17 protein-coding genes are annotated in these 19,947 nt (G+C 48.3%); 14 read left to right on the forward strand and 3 right to left on the reverse strand.

Annotation, left to right across the window (positions count from 1 at the left end; genetic code table 11):
- The gene (locus ABEA66_RS32345) at positions 1 to 1,137 is read left to right on the forward strand and encodes a M20 family metallopeptidase (RefSeq protein ID WP_345594087.1); all 1,137 of its coding nucleotides are present in this window, start codon (positions 1 to 3) and stop codon (positions 1,135 to 1,137) included.
- Between the two features lie 119 nt (positions 1,138 to 1,256).
- Here the strand turns inward: ABEA66_RS32345 and ABEA66_RS32350 are convergent, their stop codons facing one another.
- Positions 1,257 to 1,709 (reverse strand): DUF2269 family protein, encoded by a 453-nt coding sequence (locus tag ABEA66_RS32350; RefSeq protein ID WP_345594089.1) that lies wholly within the window; start codon positions 1,707 to 1,709, stop codon positions 1,257 to 1,259.
- A 116-nt stretch (positions 1,710 to 1,825) separates the two neighbouring features.
- A complete protein-coding gene (locus ABEA66_RS32355) occupies positions 1,826 to 2,563 on the reverse strand; it encodes a hypothetical protein (RefSeq protein ID WP_345594091.1) in 738 nt (245 codons plus the stop codon).
- A gap of 226 nt (positions 2,564 to 2,789) precedes the next feature.
- Here ABEA66_RS32355 and ABEA66_RS32360 point away from each other — a divergent pair, with 226 nt between their 5' ends.
- Both ABEA66_RS32360 and sigK read left to right on the forward strand, forming a co-directional pair.
- The gene (locus tag ABEA66_RS32360) at positions 2,790 to 3,440 is read left to right on the forward strand and encodes an HD domain-containing protein (RefSeq protein WP_345594093.1); all 651 of its coding nucleotides are present in this window, start codon (positions 2,790 to 2,792) and stop codon (positions 3,438 to 3,440) included.
- Positions 3,441 to 3,639: 199 nt separating this feature from the next.
- On the forward strand, positions 3,640 to 4,341 hold the full coding sequence (gene sigK, locus ABEA66_RS32365) for an RNA polymerase sporulation sigma factor SigK (RefSeq protein WP_192700645.1): 702 nt from the start codon (positions 3,640 to 3,642) through the stop codon (positions 4,339 to 4,341).
- Between the two features lie 53 nt (positions 4,342 to 4,394).
- Here sigK and ABEA66_RS32370 read toward each other — a convergent pair whose 3' ends face one another.
- Positions 4,395 to 5,501: a glycoside hydrolase family 88/105 protein gene (locus ABEA66_RS32370; RefSeq protein ID WP_079913069.1), complete on the reverse strand. Its 1,107-nt coding sequence runs from the start codon at positions 5,499 to 5,501 to the stop codon at positions 4,395 to 4,397.
- 290 nt (positions 5,502 to 5,791) lie between these two features.
- Between ABEA66_RS32370 and uxuA the strand changes: the two genes are divergently transcribed.
- The 11 genes from uxuA (at position 5,792) to ABEA66_RS32425 (ending at position 19,903) form a co-directional block, all read left to right on the forward strand.
- The gene (uxuA, locus tag ABEA66_RS32375) at positions 5,792 to 6,868 is read left to right on the forward strand and encodes a mannonate dehydratase (protein ID WP_079913070.1); all 1,077 of its coding nucleotides are present in this window, start codon (positions 5,792 to 5,794) and stop codon (positions 6,866 to 6,868) included.
- The gene (locus ABEA66_RS32380) at positions 6,865 to 7,713 is read left to right on the forward strand and encodes an SDR family oxidoreductase (RefSeq protein WP_345594097.1); all 849 of its coding nucleotides are present in this window, start codon (positions 6,865 to 6,867) and stop codon (positions 7,711 to 7,713) included. The genes uxuA and ABEA66_RS32380 overlap by 4 nt, the downstream gene beginning before the upstream one ends.
- A 206-nt stretch (positions 7,714 to 7,919) precedes the next feature.
- Complete coding sequence (locus tag ABEA66_RS32385) at positions 7,920 to 8,957, forward strand: LacI family DNA-binding transcriptional regulator (RefSeq protein ID WP_345594099.1); 1,038 nt, start codon at positions 7,920 to 7,922, stop codon at positions 8,955 to 8,957.
- A gap of 126 nt (positions 8,958 to 9,083) precedes the next feature.
- Positions 9,084 to 10,409 (forward strand): ABC transporter substrate-binding protein, encoded by a 1,326-nt coding sequence (locus tag ABEA66_RS32390; RefSeq protein ID WP_345594101.1) that lies wholly within the window; start codon positions 9,084 to 9,086, stop codon positions 10,407 to 10,409.
- A 47-nt stretch (positions 10,410 to 10,456) separates the two neighbouring features.
- Positions 10,457 to 11,269, forward strand: a complete 813-nt coding sequence (locus tag ABEA66_RS32395) for a formylglycine-generating enzyme family protein (RefSeq protein ID WP_345594103.1) — start codon at positions 10,457 to 10,459, stop codon at positions 11,267 to 11,269.
- Positions 11,270 to 11,291: 22 nt separating this feature from the next.
- Positions 11,292 to 13,190, forward strand: a complete 1,899-nt coding sequence (locus ABEA66_RS32400; RefSeq protein WP_345594105.1) for a right-handed parallel beta-helix repeat-containing protein — start codon at positions 11,292 to 11,294, stop codon at positions 13,188 to 13,190.
- Between the two features lie 550 nt (positions 13,191 to 13,740).
- A complete protein-coding gene (locus ABEA66_RS32405) occupies positions 13,741 to 14,625 on the forward strand; it encodes an AraC family transcriptional regulator (RefSeq protein ID WP_345594107.1) in 885 nt (294 codons plus the stop codon).
- A gap of 128 nt (positions 14,626 to 14,753) precedes the next feature.
- On the forward strand, positions 14,754 to 16,034 hold the full coding sequence (locus ABEA66_RS32410) for a glycoside hydrolase family 27 protein (RefSeq protein ID WP_345594109.1): 1,281 nt from the start codon (positions 14,754 to 14,756) through the stop codon (positions 16,032 to 16,034).
- 553 nt (positions 16,035 to 16,587) lie between these two features.
- Entirely contained in the window at positions 16,588 to 16,797 is a 210-nt protein-coding gene (locus ABEA66_RS32415; protein WP_345594111.1) for an endonuclease V, read from the forward strand.
- A gap of 14 nt (positions 16,798 to 16,811) precedes the next feature.
- Complete coding sequence (locus ABEA66_RS32420) at positions 16,812 to 18,140, forward strand: SMI1/KNR4 family protein (RefSeq protein ID WP_345594113.1); 1,329 nt, start codon at positions 16,812 to 16,814, stop codon at positions 18,138 to 18,140.
- A 413-nt stretch (positions 18,141 to 18,553) separates the two neighbouring features.
- The gene (locus ABEA66_RS32425) at positions 18,554 to 19,903 is read left to right on the forward strand and encodes an ABC transporter substrate-binding protein (RefSeq protein ID WP_345594115.1); all 1,350 of its coding nucleotides are present in this window, start codon (positions 18,554 to 18,556) and stop codon (positions 19,901 to 19,903) included.
- Positions 19,904 to 19,947: the final 44 nt, after the last annotated feature.

Below are 19,947 nucleotides of genomic sequence, written 5' to 3' on the forward strand. Positions count from 1 at the left end.
ATGTCATTACTTGCTAGGATAGAAAGCTATATGCCGGAGCTGCTGGAGCTGCTTGAGGCGTGTGTGAACATGGACTCGCCCTCGAAAAGTAAATCGCACAATGACCGGATGGCGGATTGGTTTACCGCAGCGGCACACAAGCTGCTCGACGCCAACGTGCTGAGGCTGGCCCACGAAGAGGCGGGGGACCGCCTGCTGATCGAGGTCGGGCAGGGCACGAAGCGGATTCTGCTTGTAGGCCACTACGATACGGTATGGCCTGCAGGAGAAGCGGCGCAACGGCCGTTCGCCATCCGCGACGGCCGGGCGTACGGCCCGGGCGTGTACGATATGAAGTGCGGCGTGCTGCAGGCGATGTACGCCATGAAGGCGCTGCAGGACAGCGGAGCCTGGCCTGCGGACACGCGCGTGTCGCTGTTTCTCAACAGCGACGAAGAGATCGGCAGCCCGACGTCGCGCGGGCTGATTGAGCAGCTCGCGCGCGAATCGAGCGCGGCGCTTGTGCTGGAGCCGCCCATGGCCCCTATGGGCGCGCTCAAAACCGCCCGCAAGGGAAGCGGGCGGTACAAGCTCGAAGTGCGCGGAATCTCCGCGCACGCGGGGGTGGCACCGGATCGCGGAGTGTCCGCGATCCAGGAGCTGGCGCTGCAGATCCAGCGCCTGCACGCGATGTCCGACCCGGCGGTCGGCACGAACGTCAACGTCGGCCTCATCCGCGGAGGCATCGGCACCAATGTGGTGGCCGATTACGCGGAAGCGGAGATCGACGTTCGCGTGCCGTCGGCTGCGGAGGCCGAGCGCGTGCATGCCGAGCTGATGGCGCTGAAGGCGCATCATCCGCAGGCGCAGATCGCCATCAGCGGCCGCATGATGAGGCCGCCTATGGAGCGCACGCCGGCCAGCGCGAGGCTCTTCGAGCTGGCGCAGCGGATTGCCGCCGAGGAGCTGGGATTGTCCCTGACCGAGATGGCAACCGGAGGTGTCAGCGACGGCAATTTCACCGCAGCCAGCGGCATTCCGACGCTGGATGGCCTTGGTGCCAGCGGGGATTTCGCCCATGCGCCCGGGGAATATGTGACGGTAGCCGATATTCCCGCCAGGACGCTGCTGCTGGCCCGCTTGATCGAGGTAATATAGCAGAAGTTCCTATATGAAAACAAGCCTGCTTTCCGATTCGATATCATCGGAGAGCAGGCTTATATTTATTAGGGAATGGTGCAGCTGTTGCTGCGCCTGTGAAAGCTATCCATAGGCTGTTAAGTCGGCTTAACCAACATGAAAACAAACAACACAATGCTCAGAACAGTAATAACAAGCTGTATTCGATTAAGGGCGGACACTTGAAGCTGCAGCGGTTCCGACAGCATCTCCTGATCCTTAAGTAAGGGCTGGTCCAGCATTTCCCTTAATTTCCCTTGCTTCGGTCTGATGACGGCAAACATCAGGATTTGAATAATCACGTACAGCAATAAGGAGCCGATAATCCATAAATCGAGAAAACGAACGGGAGACAAAGCGACTAGAACAATCCCGCTGATCACGGCAATGCTTCCTCCGATATTGGGGAATAAATTCAGCATCGCCCCTAACCTCAGTGATTGCTTCAGTTCGCCTACTGACTGCCTTTTGCGGTACAGCACATGAATAAAATACGTTGGTCCAATCCCGATGATCGCTGACAGGACATGCAGCAACACTAACCACTTCAACAACCATACCTCCTAAGAACGAAAGTGAATCCTTTTTTACTATACATGGTTGAAGCGTGGTATAGATACATTAAAAACAATAATTGGATATTAAATTTTCTTTATACATTTTTTTCCTAATGCTTCCTGGCCTTATTTTTTGCTGTTTTTGCCGGCTTGTAATGCTGCAATCTGGCAGATTGTGCTGAACGAACCGTTGAAGCAGAACGCTTCGATTTTCTGCTGCTTCCTGCTGTGGTAGAGGAGGCATTGGAAGATATGTTTAATGTCCTTGTATCCTGGTCGTAAGTAAGCTTCCATTTTTTCCGGGGCGTGAGTCCCATCGCTTTAATGTTCGAAGCGCTCATGTGAAAGGCTTCATCCAGCTCGTTTTCCGGTACAACGACTTTGAGCTTCTTATTTACCGTCCCCCGGCTCAATGTAATGGCGCTGCCGACTGCATGATCCGGAATCCCCAGCCAGCTTAGTAAGACGTACCCGATCGTAATCACTTCGTCCTTGTTCCTTCGTGAATCGAGAAGCAAGGTCGCTTGTGCGCTGCTGGTGTTTAGACGCTGCATTTGCAATGTTTTTGTTTCTTCATTGTAAGTCAACTGAACACGGTCCCCATGCTGTAAACCGAACGTTCGGGCCGTCTCGGCACTCATCTCCAAATAGTTAAAGGCACATTCATTTCCCTGCTCCTGAACCATCGTGATCTGACTGGAGACATTGCCTCGTTTGACCGTAATGCTCTCGCGATCCGGGATAAGACGAAGATCGTTCGGCCATCCGCCGGCGCAATCCAACACGAGAATGATTCTGTCGTTCTCCATTTCTGCCCATACATTCACGTCCACGATACCCTTCGCCACGGTCTCCACTCCTTTTGGTCAAGCATAATGGCTTGCTGTCTGTCACTACACACGTGGTGTAGAATATGTCCATCCGTCCTGTAATGCTTGTATGGTTGTACCGAAGAAGAGAGAAATCAGCACATACTGCGTACAGTTGAAGTTGGGAAGGGAACAAGGTATACTCGGAAATATTTGAGGCGATGCTTTAGTTTTTCATCAATGAAGGAGAGGGAAGGGAAAGCTGTTGGATAAAGCACATATATTGCTAAGAGCTGCTGAGGACGTACGAAAAGAGCTGGAGTCGGACTCTAGCGGACATGATTGGTGGCACATCGAGAGGGTAACCCGCCTGGCCCGTTATATAGCCGAAAGAGAGCAGGCCGATCCGTTCCTTTGTGAGCTGGCAGCACTGCTGCATGATCTTGCCGATGAGAAGCTGAATCCGTCTGCGGAAGCGGGAATGAGCAAGGTACGGAACCTTCTCGCCTCCTATGAAGTCGATACGGAGACTGAGTCGCATGTTCTGGAAATTGTCGGGACGATGTCCTTCAAAGGAGGACACAATCCGCCTGTACGAACCAAGGAAGCCCAGGTCGTTCAGGATGCGGACCGCATTGATGCGTTGGGAGCCATCGGGATAGCGCGAACGTTTGCCTACGCAGGCTGGAAGGGCAGCTTGATCTACGATCCGGAAAATCCGCCACGTAAGGAGCTGACTTATGATCAGTACCGGAATGGACGGTCGACGGCCATCAATCATTTTTACGAAAAGCTGCTGAAGCTCTCCGACCTGATGAATACCGAGACCGGACGGCGGATTGCCAGAAGCAGGCATCGGTATATGGAGTCCTTTTTGGAGCAGTTTTATCTGGAATGGGACGGAAAGGACATCTAGTGTCTATATTTGCGTCATAAAAAGAACGTTTTCCACAAAATGACATTTGTTTCGTCTTTTTCTATAAAAAAGCCGTGTGTCTGAGTTTATTTGCAAAGTACAGGCACGTATAGGCTGCTGCCCACATAAAAATAATACTGATCTCTTGAAGCGGAGCCAGTAACCTCATGTTCCGCACAACTTGTAGGGGGTGGCAGCTATGCCCGGCTTCTTTTCCGCAATAGCCTTGTTCATTAAAGAGTTAATGCTCCTCGTTTCCTACGTCAAAAACAATGCGTTTCCCCAACCCTTGACAGAGGATGAAGAAGAAAAGCATCTTCGATTGATGTCCCAGGGAAACCAACATTCCCGAAATTTGCTTATTGAACATAATTTAAGGCTTGTCGCGCACATCGTCAAAAAATTCGACAATACCGGCGAAGATCTTGAGGACCTGATCTCCATCGGCACCATTGGTCTGATTAAGGCGATTGAATCGTTTTCACCGGATAAGGGCACGAAATTGGCGACCTTTGCAGCGAGATGTATCGAGAATGAGATCCTTATGCACTTACGTTCGCTGAAGAAGACGCGCAAGGACGTATCCCTTCACGACCCCATCGGTACGGACAAGGAGGGGAATGAGATTACCCTCATCGATATTCTCGGCACAGAAGCCGACGATGTCGTAGATAAAGTGCAGCTGAAGATCGAGAAGTCAAAGATATATAAGAACCTGGATATATTGGATGACCGCGAGAAGGAAGTCGTCGTTGGGCGATTCGGGCTCGAGCATGGCGGGGAAGAGCGGACTCAGCGGGAAATTGCGAAGGAATTGGGAATTTCGCGTAGCTATGTGTCACGGATTGAAAAAAGAGCGCTAATGAAGCTGTATCATGAGTTTTATAAGGCGAAGCGGTAAAGGGAAGGGGCCTGCCTGGATGGCAGGCCTTTATTCATTTATCTAGGAGCTGCTTAAAGCTCAGTATGATAGAGAGCTTCGGCCAGCAACACGATAACTAAAGCCTGTCCATAAGCAGTTGGCGCAAAGACGATCTTTTTATAATCTTCCTTATGTTCACAGATGGGAGTCCCGGCGGAGACATTTAATACTGTACCATCTTCCGAGATGTTCTCCAATACGGCCGCAACCGCTTTACGGCACGACGACAGGTAACTGGAATCGAGGAGACCCAGACGAATTCCCTTGAGGATCCCGGCTGTTATTGCAGCCGATCCGGATACTTCCGTATAGCTATCCTTATCGTCAAGCAGGGTGTGCCAAAGTCCGTTTTCATCCTGCAGTTCAACCAATTTATCCACTTGAGCCTTATAAACGCTGAAAATATGGTCACGGGACTCTTTGGATAAGGAATCCTGCATCAGTTCTAGAAACTCGGGAGCGGCCAGCGTAAACCAACTGTTCCCACGGCACCAGTGAGCTTCACTGAAATTGTTTTCATTTTTGAAATCGTAGCCATGGAAGAACAAGGAATTGCCAGGATTAAAGATATGTTTAATATGAAGCTCAAACTGATATGTCGCTTCGTTCATCCATGACAGATTATTATATTTTTTGCCCATCTTGGCGATGAACAGCACAACCATAAACAAAGTGTCAATCCAAATTTCCTGATCGTGCAGGTTTAACTCAAATTTCGAAGTATTACCGGAGGTTACATGCTGAATCCCGTTTTCCTTGGTGCGGGGACATTCATTTTCAACCCAATGCATCCATTCCAAAACGAGTTTCTCAATGTCCGGCAGGTCCATCAGGGTAAGTAGCGGCGCGGTCGTATTCACATTCTTTAGGGGGAGCCCGCGTTCGATCTGTTCTCTCGACCACTTTACAAAGAAGTTTTGGATTCCGTCATAGCCTTCTTGATTAGTGAGTTTATTGAGGCCATATAAGCCGATCCCCTGCGGCCAGTCCCATTCGTCAATTCCAAAGTCGCGCGGAAAGTATCCCAGGGCTTTTCCCTCGTCGGTCAGTTCCTTTAAATGTCCTTCGTTATCAGGTCTTTTTAAATGCATCAGTTGATTGATGACTTTCTTCAATCCGGAATGTAAGGCTTCTTGCATGGTCGTTGCTCCTTTTTGTTTTTATTTGTTATAAATATAAATAACAGATAATCAAATACATATCAACAAAAAAACAGGTTTCATATGTCATTTTACCGCCTTTATTCCTTTTGAGCAATGAAAAAGTAAATAGTTCGCTATAGCCATCCCCAATTGTAAAAGAAGGTACATAAACCGGTACGGACAAAATCTCTTATCTTCGAAGGTTCGGAGCTGATAGGCTATTGGCATCCCTTCAATTAATATGTATACTAGTATTACTAGTATGTGATTAAAAGGAGGGCTCGAGGATGAAAATGGTTTTTAGGTGGTACGGTGAAGGCAATGATACCGTCACATTATCCCAAATAAAGCAAATCCCCGGCGTGGAAGGTATTGTATGGGCACTTCATGATGTGCCGGCGGGTGAAGAATGGCCGATGGATAAAATTCTGGAATATAAGAACAAAGCCGATGCCTATGGATTTCATCTAGAGGTTGTGGAAAGTGTAAACGTACATGAGGATATCAAACTGGGATTGCCTTCCCGCGACCGATACATTGAGAATTACAAGCGGACCATTGAGAAGCTTGCCAAGGTTGGAGCCAAGGTTATTTGTTATAACTTTATGCCGGTCTTTGATTGGATACGCACCGATCTGTTCAAGGAGCTGGAAGACGGTTCGACGGCACTTTTTTATGAAAAGGCCAAGGTGGCCAATATGGATCCGATGGAGCTTGTTCAGAAAATCAACGAAAACCCTAATTTTACAATGCCCGGCTGGGAGCCGGAGCGGCTCAAGCATCTTACTTCTTTGTTCGAGGCTTACAAGCAGGTCACGGAAGAAGATTTATGGAATCATCTTCAATATTTTTTGGAACAAATCATTCCTGTGTGCGAAGCGAACGACATCCGCATGGCTATTCATCCGGATGATCCGCCTTGGCCGATCTTCGGTTTGCCGCGCATTATGACGAGCCAGGTTAATATCCGAAGACTTCTCAAGCTGGTCGATAGTCCGTACAACGGAGTGACCTTGTGCAGCGGATCGCTGGGGGCCAACCCGGATAACGACATCCCGGCTATGGTTAGAGAGTTTGCGGGGCGCATTCCTTTTGCCCATATCCGTAACGTCCGAGTCTATGACAACGGTGATTTTATTGAGACGTCGCATCGTGCCCAGGACGGCACCGTAGATATTTGCGGCATTGTGAAGGCTTACTACGATACGGGGTTTACCGGGTATGCAAGACCGGATCACGGAAGACATATATGGGATGAACAATGTCGTGCCGGCTACGGACTTTATGACCGCGCACTTGGCATTATGTACTTGTGGGGCTTGTGGGATTCATTAGCAAATCTAGCCAAGGAGGCAAAAGCATGATTACGCTAAACGATAATTTAAAAGGGAAAGTCGCTGTCATTACGGGTGGCAGCGGTGTCTTGTGCTCGGCAATGGCAAGAGAGCTGGGCAGGCAAGGCGTCAAAGTCGCTATTTTGAACCGGACTCTAGAGAAAGGCGAGCAGGTCGCTCTCGAAATACAAGCGGCAGGCGGTACGGCTATAGCAGTAGCCTGTGATGTGTTGAATGTGGAAAGTGTCAAGGCCGCGGAGAAGGTCGTAACCGAAAGATTAGGCGTATGCGATATTCTGATCAATGGAGCGGGGGGCAACCATCCAAAAGGCAGCACGACAAACGAGACTTTCAAGCCAGAGGACTTGCTCAATAAGGAGATCACGACCTTTTATGATCTGACGGAGGAAGGTTTCGGGTATGTGTTCAACTTGAACTTCTTAGGCTCCCTGATCCCTACCCAGGTGTTCTCGCGCGGCATGGTGAATAGAACCGGCGCTATTGTAATCAACATGTCATCCATGAGTGCGCCGAGCCCGATGACTAAAGTACCTGCTTACAGCGCAGCTAAGGCGGCAATCGAGAACTTTACGCAATGGCTGGCGGTGCACATGGCGGATGTGGGGATCCGTGTCAATGCTATTGCACCGGGCTTCTTCTTGACAGAACAAAACCGCAGGCTTTTAACGAATGAGGATGGCTCATTGACAGAGCGCTCGAACAAAATATTGACTCATACACCGATGCGCAGGTTTGGTAAACCGGAGGATCTGCTGGGTACCCTGCTGTGGTTAGCTGATGAGAATTTGTCTGGCTTCGTTACAGGGATAACTATACCGGTAGACGGCGGATTCATGTCCTACGCCGGGGTGTAGTGAGCGAGGATCAAGGCCAGATGATTTATTTGAAGTGAACCGAATAAGCTATAACACATTACGGATGCAGCCAATGTATCCGTTTTTTTAATTTGAAGTGGCAGTCTGCCTCTTCCCAACACTTCCATTTTTTTCTTGACATGTTAAACGTTTAAGCTTACTCTAAAAGTATGTTAAACGTTTAACAAATTGGAGATGAATTGTTGATGAGCAAACCCAAACAAGTCACCATAGTCGATGTGGCGGAGCATGCCGGCGTCTCAATTGCAACCGTTTCCAATGTCCTTAATCGAGGTGGGATTCGTACATCGAAAGAAACGATTCGCAAGGTCGAATTGGCGGCCAATGAACTGGGCTACCGTCGAAACATCATGGCAGCGGGACTAAGCAGACAAAAAACCTTTGAAATTGGCCTCATTATACCAGGCTTTAAAAGCATCTACGGGACGTTAGCGGAGCATTTGCAGCTCGAAGCACATCATGCCGGCTACCACTTAACGGTTTTTTCCTCCAATGGACTAGACCCTGATATTGAACGAAGGCATCTTGAAGTGCTGCTGCAGCGAAGAGTAGACGGCCTTATTTGCCATGGTTTGGCCATGGGGATGGAGGCTACCAGGTCGATTGTGAATCAAGGAACGCCTTTGGTACTGATCAACGGCTGGAACTGGCCTGAGGATATTTCGATCGGTTCTGTTAATTTTGGAATTGCCGGGGCCAATGAGCGATCCTGCAAGGTTCTTGCGGAGCGAGGGTGTACCATGCTCTGTTATGTAGGACACAAAGGCTCGAAGATTATCGATGAACAGAGGCGGATCGGATTTGGGGAAGGGCTCCGGAAATATGGAAGCGGTTTACTTCATGACTTGGCGGATATTCAAGAGCTGGACTATGAAGGCTATTTGACAGATTTGGTACAACGGCACTCAGGACGGATCGGCGTCATTGCCTTTGACGATAATATTGCCCTAAAGCTGTTGTCTGCTGCGAACAAGCTTCACATTCCTATTCCTGACCGATTGATGCTGATCGGAATTAATAACGATTATATAGCCATGAACAGCTATCCGGGAATCTCGAGTTGGGATATTCCTTATAGTGATCACGCCCGGTCGGTCATTCACAAATTGGTAAACAAGCTCGAAGGAAAACCGGAGGAGGGCGAGGTTCGGGAGTTGGAATTGCCTCTGACCTTCATGGACCGGGAAACAACCAAATTAACCGAAGAGATGGGGAACGGATAAGTCAGAGATTCTTTGCAATTCAACCCAAATATATGCATCACAACGGAATTTGAATACGGTTACATTCCATGAACAGACATGTGATTCTTTAAAATCTCAAAATCAAGTCACTAAAGGAGGACTTCCATGAGACCGAGGAAGAATTGGACCGTTCGATTGATAATGTTTACGAATTTATCCCTTATAGCGGGGGGATGCAGCAACGGGGCAGCCAACGAGGGGAAAACGGAGGAGGCCAACAAAAATGCGGAGCCGGTTGAGCTTGTATTTTATTCCGTAAGCAAGGATTCCGAGGAGAACTTTAATGAGCGATTCGGGAACGCCATTCGCAAAAAATTCCCAAGCTATACCATAAAATATATTCAGCGTGTACCGAACAGTACGGATTTACAGCAGCTATTGACCTCCGGTGCACAAATTGATATTCAGTGGGACTCCATTGCATCGTTCACAGGCTCCGTGCTCGACAGCGGAACGGCGTTCGATATGACGGATTTGATTAAGCAGCATAACCTCGACTTGAACCGTTTTGAACCGAGCATGATTGATTCCTTGAAGAAGATGTCCGGCGGGGGACTTTATGGCTTGCCTCTATATAACGACCGAATGGCCCTCTATTACAACAAAGATCTATTTGATAAGTTTGGCGTACCTTATCCTAAGGATGGAATGACCTGGGATGAAATCATCGAGCTTTCGAACCAAATGACCCGGGAAGAAAGCGGTGTTGTCTATACGGGCTTCTCGCCTTCCCTTAACCAGGTGTTCGTTTCCAATCCATACTCTCTTCCGCTTGTAGACAGCTCTACAAATAAAGCCACGATCAATAACGACACTTGGAAAAAAATCATCGATACTATGCTGATCCGCCCTACCCAAAATAATATGTACAAGAAAAAAATCGAGCAATCGAATGGCAAGATTCCTGATTCTAACACCTTCGTCAAGGAAAAAACATTAGCTATGTACACGGCTTCTCCTCTGCTCCCGGTAGTATTTGCCCAGGATATGTCGTCGATGAACTGGGATGTTGTCACCTTCCCTGCGTTCAAGGAATTGCCTGGTGTCGGGGCACAAGCCTATCCCGGAGTGATCTCCGTGACGAAGATGTCAAAGAATAAAGATGCGGCTATGGAGGTGATCAAATATCTGACGTCGGATGAGTACCAGCTGGAGTCTTCTAAGAACGGCATCATGACCGTACTGAAGGACGAAGCCATTCAGAAAACACTTGGGCAAAATACAGCGTACAAGGACAAAAACTTTTCGGCGTTCTTCACCAAATTTCCAGCTATGGCAGAAAAGACGGTGAGTGAAAGCAAAGCAGCAGTTTTAGGCAAATATACGACAAACGCGATGAAGGTAGTCAACGGAGAAATGGACATTAATACCATGCTTCGTACGACGGAGGAGGAAGCAAATAAAGCCTTGCAATCCGCAAGTGCGAAATAGGTCAGGAGGGGAGGCGGGATTAGGATTATCGCTCTAGGAAGGTGACTATGAAACTTAAGATTTCTTTACTAACTTTTCTGGTTGTTACAGGGATAGCAGCTTCGGGTCTACTATATTTCAGTAGCTCTGGACCAACAGGTGGTGAAATGAATCTGCCAAAAGCAGAAATCCTGGATATAGGGCATGGCATCAACATGGAGTTTGTTCTGATTCATCCGGGGTCATTTACAATGGGATCTTCTGTGGAGGTAGGAGAGGGGGACGAAGCCCCAGAGCACAAAGTCACGATTACGAAACCATTTTATCTGGGAAAATATGAGGTGACCCAGGAACAATGGGAAGAGCTTATGGGGAACAATCCAAGTAAGTTCAAAGGGGATAAACGGCCTGTCGACAGCGTTAGCTGGGAGGATACCCAACTATTTTTACAAAAACTTCAAGAAAAGACAGGACATAAATTCGCTTTACCTACAGAAGCACAATGGGAATTTGCAGCACGTGCAGGCACAAGCACCCGATGGGAATTCGGCGATAATGAATCGATTTTAGGCGAGTATGCTTGGTACCAGGAAAATTCAGATGGGGTGACTCATCCGGTAGGCCAGAAAAAGCCTAATGCATGGGGACTGTATGATATGTATGGGAACATTCAGGAGTGGTGCAAGGATTGGTATGCAGCTCCTTATCCACAAGAGAATGCTTCTGACCCGCAAGGTCCAAATTCCGGCAATTCTCGTGTTTTACGCGGAGGGGCTTGGGGGGACGACTTCACCATGGTTCGTTCAACCTACCGTAACGCGTCCGGAACGGACGCTAAAACTCCGGGCATAGGTTTTCGGGTTGCAATGATAATGAATTAACAAGGAAAAAGGAGGAAGAACTATGGAAAAATCAATAACTGCCACGTTTAATGCAATGGGTCAGCTTTCCAAAATTTGTGCAGCCACGATCATGCTTAGTTTAGCGGCATTATTTGTAATAACATCCTCAGCGTTTGCCGCAAATTACTACATTTCTCCAACGGGGAGTGACAGCAATTCAGGAACGGAAAGCGCACCGTTCAAAAGCATTATGAAAGCGCAATCAGCAGCATCCTCGGGGGATACCGTATATATTCGCGGAGGAGTTTATGATGATTTTGAAATTGCCAATACCGATAGTAATTATAATTATGTCCATGACATTACTAAGAGCGGGATTACCTACGAGGCTTATCCTGGGGATAAAAGGCCCGTTTTTGATTTCAAAAATGTGCCAACCAATTTACGTGTGGCTGCTTTTCGTGTGGCAGATAAAGTAACAGGTGTCAAATTCAAAGGATTTGATGCGATAGGGGTTAAGGTAGGCAACCAAAAGCAATCCGAGGTGTTCAGAATAATCGGTCAAGCCGATTTCGAGAACGTAGCTGCTCATGATAATGAAGCTAACGGCTTTTACTTTACAACAAGAGGGACAGGAATAGTCCTTAATTGTGATTCTTACAATAACATTGGACCAACGGATACTTCAGCGGGAAATACAGATGGTTTTGGTGCACATGCAGGTCCGGTTTCGTTCATTAACTCCCGTGCATGGAATAACAGCGACGATGGGTTTGACAGTATCAGCTCGAGTGCGGCAGTGACTTATGACCATTCCTGGTCTTTCAATCATCGGGGGAATCAGAATGGGATAGGCGACAAAAATGGGTTTAAAGTCGGCGGGTATTCTCATAGAACAACCGGAATTCCTGATCCAGTGCCGGTTCATACCGTTACTTATTCCTTAGCTGTTAATAACGGAGCGAATGGATTTTATGCTAATCATCAGCCAGGCCAATCAGCTAATTGGATTAATAACACCGCTTACAATAATAGGAATGCTAATTTCAATATGCTTGAGCGCGTTAGTCCAACGGAGGATATCGACATCCCCGGTTACAGAGAAGTGTTACATAATAACATTGCTTATATGGGCACACCTATAGCAAATGATAATAATCCGCCGGAACATGTCACTAACAATTCTTGGACCATGGATGGCGGGCTTAAGCTGACAGATCAAGATTTTGTAAGTTTGGATATGACCCAATTATCTGCGCCTAGAAAACCGGACGGCAGCTTGCCGGATGTTACTTTTATGCGTCCGGTGCCTACCAGTCCTCTATACAAAAATGGCTTAGGCTACCTTGCTGACAGGGACGTTGACAAGACGGCTCCAGCCGATGCTACCTTCGCTGCGGACGTTACAGCTCCGACCAATGCCGACGTGACCCTAACGATTAGTTACCCGGATGATGCTGTTGTGAAAGAATACAAATTAGGCGTCAATGGGGAATGGAAAGCTTATCATGCGCCCATAGCCATATCTGCTAATAGTACGGTGTACGCGAGAGGAACGGATGCAGCAGGCAATGTTTCGAATGTATCGAGCTACAACGTCAGCAATATCGACAAGACCGCTCCGAAGTTCTCCATCCAGCTCGATAGAACAACGATTTGGCCGCCAAATCACAAGATGGTTAAGATCAGTGTCTTACCGAAGGCGAGCGATGCTGAATCCGGCGTAGATTTAATGATTCTAACGTCGATCACGAGCAATCAGCCGAATACCGATCGAGACGATATTCAGGCCGAGTTCGGAACAGCAGCGACTTCCTTCAGCTTGCGTGCGGAAAAATCACGTATCTATACCATCACGTACACGGCTTCCGATAAAGCAGGCAACCAAACCGTCGCAACGGCAACGGTCTCCGTACCACACGACCAAGCTGTTCAAGGCAGCGGCAACTCCCCACAATAAACCGGGATTTCCACGGACAGATAGACAGCTTTCCGATTTATATATCCCTTAGGCAGACTCTAAAGAAAGAACCCGGTGCGAGAATTCTCGCGCCGGGTTTTTTGGGTGGGTCGGCTGGTGTAAAAGGAGATCCTTATGCATTAGAGCTGAAGGTGAAGCGATAAAAATAATGGCCTGCCTAGATGGCAGGCCTCAGGATGTTGAGAAACCCTGTTTGCGTGAACTATGCTGCATATGGAGGTGAGGTATGCCTCGGAGGAGTTTACGTCCTCCTTTGAAACCCGTGAAAATACCGCTAAATCTAATCCTATTCACGGGTTTCAACAGAGGCTGGAGGGGCATACCGCACCGGAGTATATTAGCAAAAGTTCAAGCTTTTATAGGTTTCTCGACAAACTCAGGCCTGCCTAGATGGCAGGCCTCTATTTTTTTAACAGATGAATGGGATGTGCTGTGTCTGAATTATTTCATTATCGGGGATAAAAATGTGGTAGCATAATGTCATGATCATCTTATATAGCATAGCAAGCGAAACCGAGGAGGAGATCGCATGGCATCCGGTACCGAGACAGGCACATTCGGTTTCCGATTCAAAGTCCCAACGAATTTGTCCATGTGCGAGTTGTTTGCCGTCGGGCGGGACGTAGTAGGGGATACATCTTACTGCTGGGACGGGCTCGAACGGACGGACGGTCCGCTGCTGCTGTTCCAATATACATTGGAAGGCGAGGGTATTTATGAAACGGGCGGAAACACGTACCGAATCGAAGCAGGACGGGCATTTATGGCGGAAATTCCCGGAAACCACCGTTATTATTTCCCGGAGGACAGCTCCTGTTGGTCGTTTATTTTTGTGCTGCTAAGGCCGTCGCTCATCCTGCCGAATTGGGAGGAAGCAAAACGCAGATTGGGCGAAACGCCATACCTGCAGCAGACAAGCCGGCCTATTCGTTTTCTGGAGCATATCTGGGAGGAGGCGAATGCTGGCAGGATCACAGAACCGTATACCGCATCCTCGTATATGTATCAATTCGTTTCCGAATTGTGCCGGTTGGCGTCCGCGCCGGACGGAGAGGGACAGAAGTGGCCAGTGAAAATAAAGGCAGCCGCAGCGTTCCTGGAGTCCCATTATGACCGGATGATAAGCCTCGATCAGCTGTCTGAACAGCTGGGACTGTCCAAGTATCATCTATTACGTACATTCACCGCCACAGTCGGTATTTCGCCCAATGACTATTTAAATCGCGTGCGGATCGAGCAGGCGATGCGCCTGCTGCACCAGACGGATTGGAGCGTCGAGGAGATCGCAGAACGGGTCGGGTACTCTAGCGGAAGTTATTTTATCAAAGTGTTTCGAAAAGTGACGGGCCGGACGCCGGGAAGCTTCCGTTCCGGTGAGGGGCAATTGACATTCAACCGCATGTTCTTCGATTAACGAGATGAGGCGTGAACCGCAATATTTTACCATCGAATGATCAAGATTACTGTAGAAAAGCTGTATCTCCGAATCGTATGATGTAGATATAAGAGCAATTCATTCCAACATCATACTGGAGGTTCGTTATGCAGCATCACTTCCTTGCCCCAACGCCCCCTATGGGGTGGAATAGCTGGGATTGTTACGGCGCGGCCGTAACGGAAGCCGAGATCCGCGGGAATGCGGATTATATGGCACAACATTTGAAGGACTATGGCTGGGAATACATCGTCGTAGACATCCAATGGTATGAGCCCGGCGCCGTCTCGTCGCAATACCGGCCTTTCGTCCGGCTGGAGATTGACGAGTACTCGCGTCTTATGCCGGCCGTGAACCGCTTTCCTTCTGCGGAGGGCGGTGTAGGCTTCAAGCCTTTGGCAGACTACATTCACGGGCTCGGGCTGAAATTCGGCATCCATATCATGCGCGGCATTCCACGTCAGGCAGTTCATGACAATATGCCGATCAAAGGTACAGCCGCTACGGCACGCGAGATTGCACATCCGAATTCAATCTGTCCGTGGAACACGGATATGTACGGCGTTGACGTCAACAAGGAGGGCGCTCAAGCCTATTATGATTCATTGTTCGAGCTGTACGCCGAGTGGGGCGTCGATTTCGTCAAGGTTGATGATATTGCCGCGTCCAGATTATATGGCACCCACCTGGCAGAGATCGAAATGATCCGGAAGGCGATGGACCGCTGCGGACGGCCTATGGTACTGAGTCTTTCCCCTGGGCCGGCGCCTGTCGAGTACTCCGACCGCTTCGAGGCGAACGCCAACATGTGGCGGATGACCGACGATTTCTGGGATCAGTGGCCGATGTTGTATGACATGTTTGATCGCTGCGAGAAATGGGAAGGAAGCCCGAAGCCAGGCTGCTGGCCTGATTGCGACATGCTGCCGCTTGGGCATATCGGCATCCGCTCCGTAGACGGCGGAGGGACTGACAGATGGACGCGGTTCACACGGGACGAGCAGCTGACGATGATGACGCTTTGGACCATCTTCCGTTCGCCGCTCATGTTCGGCGGAGAGCTTCGTGATAACGACGATTGGACGTTGTCGCTGCTGACAAACCGCGAGGTGCTTCATATGCACCGCTCCAGCTTCGGTGCCTGCCAGGTCATGCGGGAAGGTGCCTGCATCGTCTGGAAGGCCGAAGGCCCAGAGGATGAGCGCTACGCCGCGCTGTTTAACACCGGTGAGGATCCTATTGTTATATCCATACCACTGGCCCGGTTAGGCATAAGCGGAGCCGCACAAGCGAAGGAGCTATGGAGCGGCCGAGAGATCGGCCCACTGGATCATGAGCTGGCCGTAGAGGTACCGCCGCACGGAGCGGCACTCTTCGCCCTAACATAGCATACACATTAAGCCGTAATCGTTTTGACTTCACCCTTCACAACAGGGCTTAGCATCTCCATAAGCACTAGGCTAAGTAGAATCAAGCTGGACGTGCCAAACCATTATGCTCTCTCTCCTTAGGGATTGAGGGCATTCCTTTTTAATTGAGCTTTCCTCCCGTCGACCGCTGACGATGAAATGGCACGGCAAAATGTGATATATTGGGTTAAATCCATAGCTTAAAAAGTGCTTTAAGGAAGGAATCTCTATCCATGATCATCGCCGTAGATGTGTATTATGAGGAGCATAGAGCGAAAGCAGTCGGGGTTATTTTTCAACGTTGGGACGATCCTGAACCACTCAAAATCATCACGTCTTATACGGAAAACCCTCACGAATACGAAGCCGGATCTTTCTATAAACGAGAGCTCCCTGCATACAGGAGCTGCTGAAGCTTACGAATATTAACCAAATCCATACTATTGTTGTGGATGGCTACGTGTACTTAAACAATGAGAAAAAGCCCGGGCTCGGATATTATGTTTACAGCAATTTTTCAGGTGAAATTCCAGTGATCGGTGTTGCAAAAAGCTCCTTTCACGACAACGAAGTCAATGTCAAGGAGATTTATCGAGGCAGCAGCTCAAAGCCTTTGTATATCACATCTGTCGGCATAGAGTTGGAAGCCGCTTCCAGACATATACAGAGTATGTACGGAGAATACCGGTTTCCGCATCTGCTGAAATTGCTGGATAAGCAAACAAAGGAAGCTCAGCTATAGAAGGGGGATTCCCTATGTTCTTTTGGAAGAAAGAAACACAACTAGACCGAATAAAAAGCAAGCTCGAAAAGGCCCTTCACAAAGATGCGAATTTTTCTGTTTTTGGAGCGTCCTCCCATAAATACAGGGTTTATAATAAGCTCACGGCAAAAGAGCTTGAGGACTGGCAAGCGGCAAATCGAGTCACACTGCCAAAGCCTTATGCGCAGTTTTTGACGAAAGTTGGAAATGGAGGCGCAGGGCCGTATTACGGGATGTATCCGATAGAAAAGGCAGCTTCCTATACCGATAGCAATGCACTCGCAGCAAAATGCGTTCTGCACCCCGGAATGACCAAGGAAGAGTGGAATCATCTGGTTGATCCCTTGATCAGCGATGAGGACATCTCCGATCCGGAATACGACGCAGCCCGTAGCAGAGTGATGGGAGGCATGTTGTGCATTGGCACACAAGGCTGCGAATACGATATGTATCTCGTCCTAGAAGGAGAATACAGGGGGAAGATCGTATACACTTCCGATTTTTATCCTGATCATCCCTTTTTCTTCGTCTATGAAGACAGCTTTCTGGACTGGTATGAGCGCTGGTTGGATGAAATTATATTGGATTACGATATTACGTGGTTTGGCAGCAAAATGCCGGGTGATGAAAATGCGTTGATACAGGTATATCAAAACGCCACTGACGAAGAGATCCAATTAAAAGCGCTCGATGGAATGTTCAAGTTTAAGAACGTTTCGCAGCCAACGATAGATTTTTTAAAACACGTTGCCGGGCAAAAACAAAAAGGCCGCACCACAGCCATACAGCTAATCTGCAAAACCTCTGTAGAAGCGGGAAAAGACCATCTTCTGGAGCTTCTGCATTCGGAAAAGGATGAGGATTTTTTACAAGCTTTAATGATTCTGAACTCCTACGGTAAATCTGCTGATATAACGGCATTTATAAAAGTCATATTGCAAAGTCTTGACAGGGTTCGGGATCAAGAAACGTTACGTCACGCAGGGTATGTTTTGGAATCCTCCGGCGCGATTACACTTAAAAATTTTGCCCCCTTTTTGTGCCATGCTGACTCGAATATGCAAGCCGCCGCAATCTATGCGACACGCAGCTGCGACGACAAATCGGAAGGCTGGGAGATCATTGAACAGATGTTCAAAGATGGCGGCAAGGAGGTTATGAAAAACTCCATTTTATTTTGGGGTATTGTCCCTCATGCTAAGCTATTGCCGTATTATAAGGCTGCATGGCCGGAATATAAACACAATCCTAATTTTAGAGAAAAATTTATAGGCTGTTTGAAAGAATTGAATTTGCCGGATGATTATTTTGACCAACAATAATTTCATAGTACAACCGGGACTCCCCATGAAATTATCAGGCAAGTGAAACATTTAGAAACATACAAAAGGTGGTAGGTGGGGTATCCCTCGTAGGAGCGATAGCGTCCGCCTTTGTTCCCGGAAAATACCCGCTGTAAAGCGATATAATCAAAATTTTTCTGGGAACAACAGTGGCTGGAGGGGGATACCCCACCGGGGTACCGATGCTATTTTTCAAGCTTTACAGGTTTTTCGACAGACTCAGAGGCAGCCTAGGACAACTAGACTGCCTCTTTTTGTTGTCCGGCCAACAAGTTATTGGAAAAAAGGACAAATAAACGGTACATGAAACAAAGACAGCACTTAAACTCAAGACTATAATTATGTAAACGGTCTTTGCATTAGGCCCAATTAGGAGGGAGGTAACGCTCCAAATGGTCAGAATCCGTAACGCATCGATCTTGGCGCTGAGCAGTTTGTACTTCATCACGGCACTCTCGGGTTGCAGCCCGCAAGCGGGCAGTCAAGCGGACGGGAACACGGCAAATAAGGCCGGGGAGAACGAAAAAGCCGGTACAATGAATTTCGATCCTAATTTGTCAGCACAGCTCAGCATATACACCGATTTGGGCATGACCGACGAGTGGTTTGAAAGGTTTATCATAGCCCCGGTTAGAAAGAAATTCCCTAATATCACCTTGGAAGTGGTTCGAAAGCAAAAAGGAACCAACCCGGACGAGCTTGTCATTGCGGGGACATTTCCGGATATTTTGTACAACAGCACGCCTCGATTAACGCAGTACAAAGATTTGAACCTGCTCTATGACATGAGGGAGCTCATCAAGAAGCATCATTTTGACTTAAACAGTCTGAACCAGCCTGCTCTGGATGCCATCAAGCAGTGGGGGGACAAGGGCGAGCTTTACGGGCTTCCGTTCTGGGTAAATTTCTCGGCCCTGTACTATAACAAAGATATTTTCGATCGTTTCGGCGTACCGTATCCGAAAGACGGGATGACCTGGGACGAGGTGATTGAGCTATCTAAGAGTCTGACAAGAAATGAAGGCGGAGTCGCTTACCGAGGGCTTGATATCCATTCGTTGAATGATTTTTACAGCCAGCTATCGCTTCCGTACGTGGACGCCCAGACAGACAAGCCGTTGCTGGAAACAGAGGGATTTAAGAAGGTTTACGAAACGATGATGAAGCTGTATAAGATTCCAGGCAATGAAATCCGGAAACCTGCCAAGGATGCATTCTTAAAAGATAAAAATCTGGCCATGTGGCCGATGTACGCGGACGTTCCGACCTTGATCAATGATCTGGAATTAAACGGTGACCCGTTTAACTGGGATATGGCACAAATGCCAAGCTTTCCGGATTCGCCGGGAGTTGCCTGGCAGGCGGATTCTCACAATCTCCACGTGACGAATACAAGCAAGAACAAAGAAGCGGCTTTCCAGGTGATCATGTACCTGCTGTCTCAAGAACCGCAGATGGAGCTTGTTAAGAGCGGGCTGCTATCTTCCTCTGCCGATCCGGAGATGAATAAGCGATTCGGTGAAAGCATTGGTGTGTTCAAAGGGAAGCATCTGGATGCCATCTTGAAATCGAAGCCGGCCCCCAAGTATACGATGAGCAAATACGATTCCATCGCTTCGGGCGAGTTTAATGCGGCGTTCAAAAACGTGGAGTCGGGAGCAAAAGATATTAATACGGCATTAAGGGAAGCGAATGAAGCTGCCGAGAAGAGAATACAAGAAAAAAAGGCAACCCAGAAATAGCAGAAAAAAAACCTAATCGTTACAAATAAAGAATTATGGAAACG

The sequence above is a fragment of the Paenibacillus vulneris genome (assembly GCF_039543185.1).
Taxonomy (GTDB): domain Bacteria; phylum Bacillota; class Bacilli; order Paenibacillales; family NBRC-103111; genus Paenibacillus_S; species Paenibacillus_S vulneris.

Coding starts and splice junctions, on each gene's coding strand:
- ABEA66_RS32385 (WP_345594099.1), top strand. CDS start 7,920: ATGAGCAAACCCAAACAAGTCACCATAGTCGATGTGGCGGAGCATGCC.
- ABEA66_RS32395 (WP_345594103.1), top strand. CDS start 10,457: ATGAAACTTAAGATTTCTTTACTAACTTTTCTGGTTGTTACAGGGATA.
- ABEA66_RS32370 (WP_079913069.1), bottom strand. CDS start 5,501: ATGCAAGAAGCCTTACATTCCGGATTGAAGAAAGTCATCAATCAACTG.
- ABEA66_RS32425 (WP_345594115.1), top strand. CDS start 18,554: ATGGTCAGAATCCGTAACGCATCGATCTTGGCGCTGAGCAGTTTGTAC.
- ABEA66_RS32390 (WP_345594101.1), top strand. CDS start 9,084: ATGAGACCGAGGAAGAATTGGACCGTTCGATTGATAATGTTTACGAAT.
- sigK (WP_192700645.1), top strand. CDS start 3,640: ATGCCCGGCTTCTTTTCCGCAATAGCCTTGTTCATTAAAGAGTTAATG.
- ABEA66_RS32405 (WP_345594107.1), top strand. CDS start 13,741: ATGGCATCCGGTACCGAGACAGGCACATTCGGTTTCCGATTCAAAGTC.
- uxuA (WP_079913070.1), top strand. CDS start 5,792: ATGAAAATGGTTTTTAGGTGGTACGGTGAAGGCAATGATACCGTCACA.
- ABEA66_RS32410 (WP_345594109.1), top strand. CDS start 14,754: ATGCAGCATCACTTCCTTGCCCCAACGCCCCCTATGGGGTGGAATAGC.
- ABEA66_RS32345 (WP_345594087.1), top strand. CDS start 1: ATGTCATTACTTGCTAGGATAGAAAGCTATATGCCGGAGCTGCTGGAG.
- ABEA66_RS32380 (WP_345594097.1), top strand. CDS start 6,865: ATGATTACGCTAAACGATAATTTAAAAGGGAAAGTCGCTGTCATTACG.
- ABEA66_RS32400 (WP_345594105.1), top strand. CDS start 11,292: ATGGAAAAATCAATAACTGCCACGTTTAATGCAATGGGTCAGCTTTCC.
- ABEA66_RS32420 (WP_345594113.1), top strand. CDS start 16,812: ATGTTCTTTTGGAAGAAAGAAACACAACTAGACCGAATAAAAAGCAAG.